This window comes from Niabella aurantiaca DSM 17617, assembly GCF_000374125.1.
In the GTDB taxonomy this organism is placed as follows: Bacteria; Bacteroidota; Bacteroidia; order Chitinophagales; family Chitinophagaceae; genus Niabella; species Niabella aurantiaca.
In genome coordinates this window covers 1-7,073 of record NZ_KB893642.1, presented here as the reverse complement: position 1 = coordinate 7,073, position 7,073 = coordinate 1, and the positions used below count along the sequence as shown (strand labels likewise).

At 48.2% G+C, this 7,073-nt stretch carries 5 protein-coding genes; all 5 read left to right on the top strand.

Annotated features, from left to right (window positions below; all coding sequences use genetic code 11):
• Window positions 1–708, top strand: a 708-nt coding sequence (locus tag B160_RS0116390; protein WP_018629005.1) for a DeoR/GlpR family DNA-binding transcription regulator, incomplete at its 5' end; no start/stop codon positions are given.
• 22 nt (window positions 709–730) lie between these two features.
• Window positions 731–3,835 (top strand): SusC/RagA family TonB-linked outer membrane protein, encoded by a 3,105-nt coding sequence (locus B160_RS0116385; RefSeq protein ID WP_040680012.1) that lies wholly within the window; start codon window positions 731–733, stop codon window positions 3,833–3,835.
• Between the two features lie 10 nt (window positions 3,836–3,845).
• Entirely contained in the window at window positions 3,846–5,708 is a 1,863-nt protein-coding gene (locus B160_RS0116380) for a SusD/RagB family nutrient-binding outer membrane lipoprotein (RefSeq protein WP_018629003.1), read from the top strand.
• A gap of 36 nt (window positions 5,709–5,744) precedes the next feature.
• Window positions 5,745–6,599, top strand: a complete 855-nt coding sequence (locus B160_RS0116375) for a hypothetical protein (protein ID WP_018629002.1) — start codon at window positions 5,745–5,747, stop codon at window positions 6,597–6,599.
• A 286-nt stretch (window positions 6,600–6,885) separates the two neighbouring features.
• Window positions 6,886–7,073: DeoR family transcriptional regulator (locus tag B160_RS29375; RefSeq protein ID WP_040680011.1), on the top strand; the 188-nt coding region annotated here is incomplete at its 3' end.

Genomic DNA, 7,073 nt, shown 5'->3' with positions numbered 1-7,073 from the left:
GATCTGCACAATAAGGTATTGAGTGCCAAGCTCTGCGTAGATATGAAGGTTTCTGAGGACACGGTTCGCAGAGACCTGCAGGAACTTTCGGAAGCGGGCCGGCTGATCAAGGTACACGGAGGTGCATTGTCGCTGGCTTTCAATGAAGTACATTTTAATGCGAGCCCGGTATATTCCCAAACACAGAAAGCGGTCATTGCCCAGAAAGTGATCGGACTGCTCAAAGAGAATATGTATGTGCTGACGAGCGGTGGCACCACGATCATTGAGATGGCCAAACGGCTTCCGCCCCAGCTGCGGGCAACGTTTATTACGGGGAGCATCCCGGTGCTGAGCGCCTATATTGCGCATCCGAACATCAACGTGGTGGTAGTGGGGGATAAGGTTAACAAAGAATCCAAGATCACTGTGGGCGCCAGTGCGATAGCGAAGATCCGGGAAGTGAATGCGGATCTGTGCATCCTGGGTACGAATGCCATTGACCTGCGCCGGGGGATCACGGACAGCGACTGGGAAGTGGTGGAGCTGAAGAAGGCGATGGTGGCAGCTTCTGCCCGGACCGCCTGCCTGACGATTGCGGAAAAGCTGAACTCATTTGAAGCATTGCAGGTCTGCGAACTGAAACAGATCGATTATCTGATAACGGAGCTGGATCCGGACGATAAGTTGCTACAGCCTTATGTAAAAGCAGGAGTGAGTGTTTTATAGTAATTAATTTAAATATCAAAAAATGAGAAAACTAACTCAACTGGTTGGTCTGTTAGTCTTTTTTATTGCCATTAGTCCCTTTTCGGGAAGTGCACAAAAAGCGACTATTAGGGGTACTGTCTTTAACGACGAAAATGTACCGTTGCCTGGTGTTACGGTTACGATCAATGGTACGTCAACCGCCACGAGCACTGCAGATGACGGATCCTTCACACTGCAGGGGGACCGGTCCAACACGCTGGTGTTTACCTATGTAGGTTATTTATCACAGTCTGTAAAGGCAAATGCGGCATCACCAATTAAGGTCGTGCTGGTTAAAGACAAAGGCTCGATGGACGAAGTGGTGGTTACTACTGAGTTCGGGATGAAACGGATCGGACGGGCGGTAGGTTCTTCTGTTCAGGTAATTGATGGTAAGACCATCGCGGAGTCTGGCAGGGATAATTTTATTTCAGCCCTGCAGGGCCGCGTGCCGGGGTTGAATGTGACCTCTACGAGTGGCGCTCCGGGTGCTTCAACAACGGTTGTCCTCCGGAACCTTACATCCATATCCGGTAATAACCAGCCCTTGTATGTGGTAGATGGTATCCCCATGAACAATTCTACTTTTGATCCGCTCAAAATGGGACAGGCGGCAAATGCGGAGATCTATTCGGTACGGAATATGGACTATTCCTCCCGCGGGAATGATTTTAACCCGGAGGATATCGAATCCATTACCGTACTGAAAGGTGCTGCGGCTGCTGCCCTGTATGGTTCAGATGCCTCTAACGGCGCAATCATTATTACTACAAAAAAAGGCCGTGCGGGTAAGGGACGTGTTTCCTACAACAATTCTTTTCGCTGGGATAAAGCCTATGGCTATCCTGATATGCAAACCAAATATGCCAATGGCTCCTATGGTACCACTAACTATTATTATACGGCCAAATACGGAGGACTTTATCCCGGGGGCATGCCGCTGTATGATAATATCGATGCCATTTTGCAAACGGGCTTTTCACAGAAGCACAATGTTTCCGTTGAGGCCGGTTCAGAAAAAGCCACTATACGCGGTAGCTTTTCCTACCTGGAAAGCCAGGGCGTCATCAAAAAAACGGACCTTGACCGGACGAACCTGAGCCTTTCAGGTAAAGCGGACATTACCAGCTGGCTGAAATTTGAGGGGTCGATGCAATACGCGCATGCATCCAATAATAAAATACTGCGGGGAACTGATGGCCCGTTATACCGTGCAATGCTTTGGCCCATGGTAGATGATATGGCCAATTACCTGGACGCCGATGGCATTCATATGCGGAACCCGGATTATTATGTAGATGTAGATCTGCTAAACCCGCTTTTTGCCTTGAACAAGAATAAAAATTTTGATAAGTCCGACCGGTTTCTCAGCAATGTGGCTTTTACCGCCACTCCTGTAAAAAACACCTTTGTACGCGCCCAGGTCGGCTGGGATGTAGGGATGCAGACCTATGAGTCTTCCTGGCATCCATACTATGCTTACGATAACGCCGGAAACGGTACTTATAATTTGGTGCATTCAAATTTTTCGGATCCTACGCTGAATCTGCTGGCAGGGTATAACAATAAATTTTTCAACAATAAATTTTCCTTTTCGGGGCAGGTAGGTTATCACCAGCTGGAAAATGCCATAACCATGCAGTCTACAATAGGATCCAAATTTATCATTCCCGATTTTCAGTCGATCAACAATACGGATCCTGCAACCGTTACTTCCAAACAAATCAACACCAAACGCAGGATCCAGGCTTTCTCCGGTCAGTTTGAATTTGGGTATGATAATATGGCCTTCGTAACATTAAGAGGCCGTAATGACTGGTCTTCCACTTTGCCGGTAAATAATAACCGTTATTTTTACCCGGCGGTTGAGGGCTCGTGGGTCTTAACGGAACTGCCTTTTCTGAAAGGCAATAAGACCATCAACTTTATTAAGCTCAGGGGGTCCGTTGCGCGCGTAGGAAAGGACGCCCGCCCGCTATCCATCTACCCCCAGCTGGAGCCCACAAATCTTACGGGCGGTGGGTTCAAATATGGCTATACCGGACCGAATCCCAATTTAAGGCCGGAGATGACCACATCGCGCGAATTTGGCTTTGATACCCGTTGGTTCGATAACCGGCTCAATACCTACTTTTCCTATTATACGACCAAAAATGCCGACCAGATCATTACCGAATTCCGCTTAAGTTATGCAACCGGATTTGTGCTGAATACCATGAATGTGGGATCGTTTAAGACCTGGGGTTGGGAAGCACATATAGACGGGGATGTGATCCGCAATTCCGCAGGTCTGACCTGGAATGTAGGGGTGAATGCTTCGCGGGGAAGCTCCGAGGTCGTTTACCTGCCGGAGAATGTGACCGAATATTATAACCCCTATACGTGGAACTCCGGCAATATCCGGGATGGTATTATGGTAGGGCACCCGATTACCACTATTACCGGCAGGGCCTATGAGCGCAATGATAAAGGCCAGGTGCTGATCGATCCCGCTACCGGTATACCGGTTACCAGCGATAAATGGAGTGTGATCGGCGACCGGGAACCCAAGCTGCGCTTTGGTTTTGTGACCAGCCTTAATTACAAAGGTTTTCGCTTGTCAGGCCTGTTTGCGGGCCGGTATAAAGCTACTGTCATCAATGGAACCAAACGCACCATGATGACCAGCGGAACAAGCTGGGAATCGGTGGATCTCCGGGAGCGGGGTCCGGTGATTTTTAACGGTGTTATAAAGAACGGTTATGAAAATACGGATAATGCCATCATTAATAATATTGCGGTGGATTACCATTTATACAGCAGCAGCATTTTTGGCGGGGGGGATGAGAACTGGCTGGAAAAGGATGTGAATTACCTGCGCCTGCAGGAGTTGCGCCTGGCCTATTCGCTGCCCAAAAAGCTCCTTAGCAAAACCAGGATCATCTCCGGGGTCGATGTCTATATGGTAGGTAATGATCTGTTCACCTTCACCAATTATTCCGGAATTGATGCCGTTGGAAATACGGTTTCTGCGGCTGCCGGTGGTGTGGGCGGTGAGGGATATGATGTGTGGTCATTGCCCAACCCCAGAGCTTTTACCGTAGGATTTAGCATAACACTCAATTAAAAATCAGATTATGAAAAAAGTTATACTATTCTTAATATCTTTTGTTTTTATTGCTACCGGCTGCCAGAAATACCTGGATGTCAATAAAAATATAGATGCCCCGGATCAGGTGGACGGCTATTTATACCTTGCCGGTATCCAGCAGCAATACGAAGGGATTTACTGGGATATCCGGGCAATTGGTCCGCTGACGCAGATGATGGGAACATCGGGCTCATACAGCACTTATGCCGTTAATTCTTATATCCCGGGCAGCGATGCTGCGGGTGAAACCTGGCGGATCGTGTATTGGAACCAGGGCATGAATCTGGAGAACCTGATCAATCAATCGGAGGCCGCGGAAGACTGGACCCTGGCAGGTATCGGTTATGCCATCAAGGCTTTTTCCTGGGATCTGCTGGCAAAAGTAAATGTGGATGCGCCCCTGAAAGATGCTTTTGTGCCCGGATTGTTGTCGCACGATTATGATTATGAAAAGGACATTTATGCGCAGGCACGGGAATGGGCTTATAAAGCCATTGAATTGCTGGAGAAGCCGGATGATCATAATTATGGCAGCAAAATAACCGCCAACGATTTTATTTACGGAGGGGATAAAAGCAAATGGATCAAATTTGCTTATTCGGTTATTGTGCGCAACCTGGCCTCACTCTCCAACAAAACCAATTTCTCATCCGAGTATGCGCAGGAGCTGATCACGGCCGCCGGCAAGGCCTTTCAGACCCCGGATGATGATGCCACATTGAAGATCGCCGCCGGATCACAACAGGCACCTTATTCTGACTATAATAATTTTTGGGGAACAGCCCGGGGTAACCTGAGCCGCACCTATTTTCAACATGAATATGCCGTACAGTTATTTACCGGAACCGTTCCCCAGTATGACCCTTCAACAGGTGAAAAGATACGGAACGATGAAGGCAACGACTATCATCCTTATAAACTGGCAGACCAGATCGTGACCGATACCCTGGTGAATGTTACTGGTCATTATGATCCGAGGGTAGCGGTGAAACTGGGAACCACAAGCAATCCCACCTATTTGAACCTGGACAATGCAGATAGTGTTAAGGCCTATAAATATTACGGGGGATCATTTACCGGCACCGCCGGACCGATCGGATCGGCCCCCTCTTTTTACGGACGGAATGCTTCTTCTCAATACAGCGGTACGGTTCATGACGGTATCGGGCGCTGGATCTACCGGGATAATGCGCCCTATATCCTGACCACCTGCGCCGAAATTAAATTCTGCCTGGCAGAAGCTTACTGGAAGCTGGGTAAAAAAGCAGAGGCCCTGAACGCCTTTAAAGAAGGAGTAAAGGCCGATATGGAGACTACCGCAAGATATATCACACCCGGTAAATCGGAAAGCGCCACCGGCGGAGATAAGATCAGCAAGGGACTGTTTACAAGCCTGGCGGATAAGTATGTGGCCGGCCCTTTTGTAAATGGTTTATCCGACTTAACCCTGTCCCACATTATGATGCAGAAATGGATCGCTTTATATCCCTGGGGGGCGCCGGAAGCCTGGGTGGATATGCGTAAATATCATTACGATATAGCATACTCCGGCGATTACCCCAAGAATGGAAATGGCTGGACAAATACCATTATCGATCAGAAATGGGATACGGATCCGGATAAAGTGTACAAAGGCTTATACCTGATGCCGGCACAGGTACAAAACAGGAAGGGGAGTTATGACCTTAAAAATGAGGGGGCTCCCTGCTATCGCCTGCGCCCGCGCTATAACTCGGAGTATATGTGGAATCTGAAGTCGCTGGAATCATTAAAACCCATACCGGGCACAGCTGACAATTACCAGACATCCATTCCCTGGTTCGCTTATCCCGGGGAGTTGCCTAATTAACTTAACACGAATAGTAAACGCATAAATAATAAGAGTATGAAAAATTTAAGAGCACTCCTGGCTTTTGTAATGGTCATCGTACTTGCCGCTTCCTGCCAGAAACATGTGGTGGAATATGATTCAGATCCTGTGCCGGCTGGTGTGGCTGAGTTTCAACTGCACTACTTTGTTCCGCTTACCACCGGTGCCGCCAACAATATCTATAAAGTGGAAGTAAATGGCAAGGTGGTGTCGGATTCCAGTACCCCACTCGTTACCTATAATGCGATACCGAGCGGCGCCGTAGGACGGTTTTTTACTGCCGGTGCGGGTACATCCAGCTTAAAACTATACCAGGGGGGCAACGCACTGGTATATGACCAGAGCTGTACTTTGAAAGAAGGAAAGCAAAATGTATTTGTATATGATTTCAGCAAACCGCCGATCGTTTTCGACAATGGCTTTCCGTATCCGCTGAATATAACAGGGAATACAGACAGCACCTGCTGGGTAAAATTCTATAACTTCTTATATGAAACTGCGGGCGTAACTACCAGCCTGAAGCTTCAGTATCAGTATCAATATACGATGAACGTAAAAACGGGTGAAAAAAGCGGCTGGCTCAATGTAGGCGAACCGGTTGGCTTTGGAGAATCTACCGGTTGGGAGCCGGTTACGGTTATAAAGACTGACCCTATTTCCAGCGGAAGCGCCCGGGTCGATTACCGGGCCAGGGTGATAGGGGCCGACGGGTCGGACCAGGGACCGCTGCAGGTGATGAATTCAAGCGGTAAATTTGTGAATTATGCCGATTGGTGGACGGGATATATCGGGCGGGCGTTTCATCATATTTTGTCGGGTATGCGTGCGGCAACACCTACTTCGGCAGTCCGGCAGTTTACAGCACGGTAACGCGCCGGTCTCTATCAACAAGGCATTCTACTATTACAGGGCGGCTATGATTTTTTGAATCCGGGCCGCCCTGTCTTATATTGTTTGTTGTTTACTGCAGCTAAAAATGACGCTGCGGACCTCCCGGATGTCTAATAGCGGAAGAGAGGTATTGCAAATGGCAGCTGTATTTTTACTATTCCCGGATGGATAATTACACATACCTGAAAACTGCTGCTGCGGTCATTATCCCGCATTAATTGCCGGCTTGCGGGGCGGTTGTTTTTATGCACTTTTTTTTGACATTTTGCGATTTTTTGCTGGTTTACTATTTACCTTTAGGAATAAATTAACGATTGTGTTAAAGAAAGAACGGCAGGCATATATTCTCCATCGGCTGGATCTGCACAATAAGGTATTGAGTGCCAAGCTCTGCGTAGATATGAAGGTTTCTGAGGACACGGTTCGCAGAGACCTGCAGGAACTTTCGGAAGC